Origin of the sequence: Streptomyces sp. NPDC127092, from assembly GCF_042722475.1 — a bacterium.
Lineage (GTDB): Bacteria > Actinomycetota > Actinomycetes > Streptomycetales > Streptomycetaceae > Streptomyces.
In genome coordinates, this window is the sequence record NZ_JBHXFE010000220.1 from 1,051 (window position 1) to 1,453 (window position 403).

Here is a 403-nt window from a genome sequence, read left to right on the forward strand (position 1 = left end):
CTCGAGACCAAGACCGGCTACGGGCTCACCGTGGAGGAGGAGGCGCGCCACGCGCGCCTGCTGGCCGGGCTGCGCGAGGAGGGCCTCGTGGACGAGGTGACCTTCCTCGGCGCCCACCTCGTGCCCCCGGGCCGGGATGCGGAGGACTACCTGGACGACGTCGTCGGGCCGATGCTCGCGGCCGTGCGGGAGCACGTGGGCTGGGTGGACGTGTTCTGCGACACCGGCGCCTTCGACGCCGAGCAGACCCGCCGCGTGCTCGCCGCGGGTGTGGCGGCGGGCCTGGGCGTGCGCCTGCACGGCAACCAGATCGAGCAGGGCCCGGGGGTGGGCGTGGCCGTGGAGTTCGGCGCCGCCTCCGTGGACCACGTCAACCACCTCTCCGACGCGGACGTCGAGGCCC

Annotated in this window: 1 pseudogene; it reads left to right on the forward strand. The window is 75.2% G+C overall.

From position 1 onward, the window contains the following. Positions 1-403: pseudogene (locus ACFWJO_RS39080) on the forward strand (imidazolonepropionase); the annotation flags it as partial.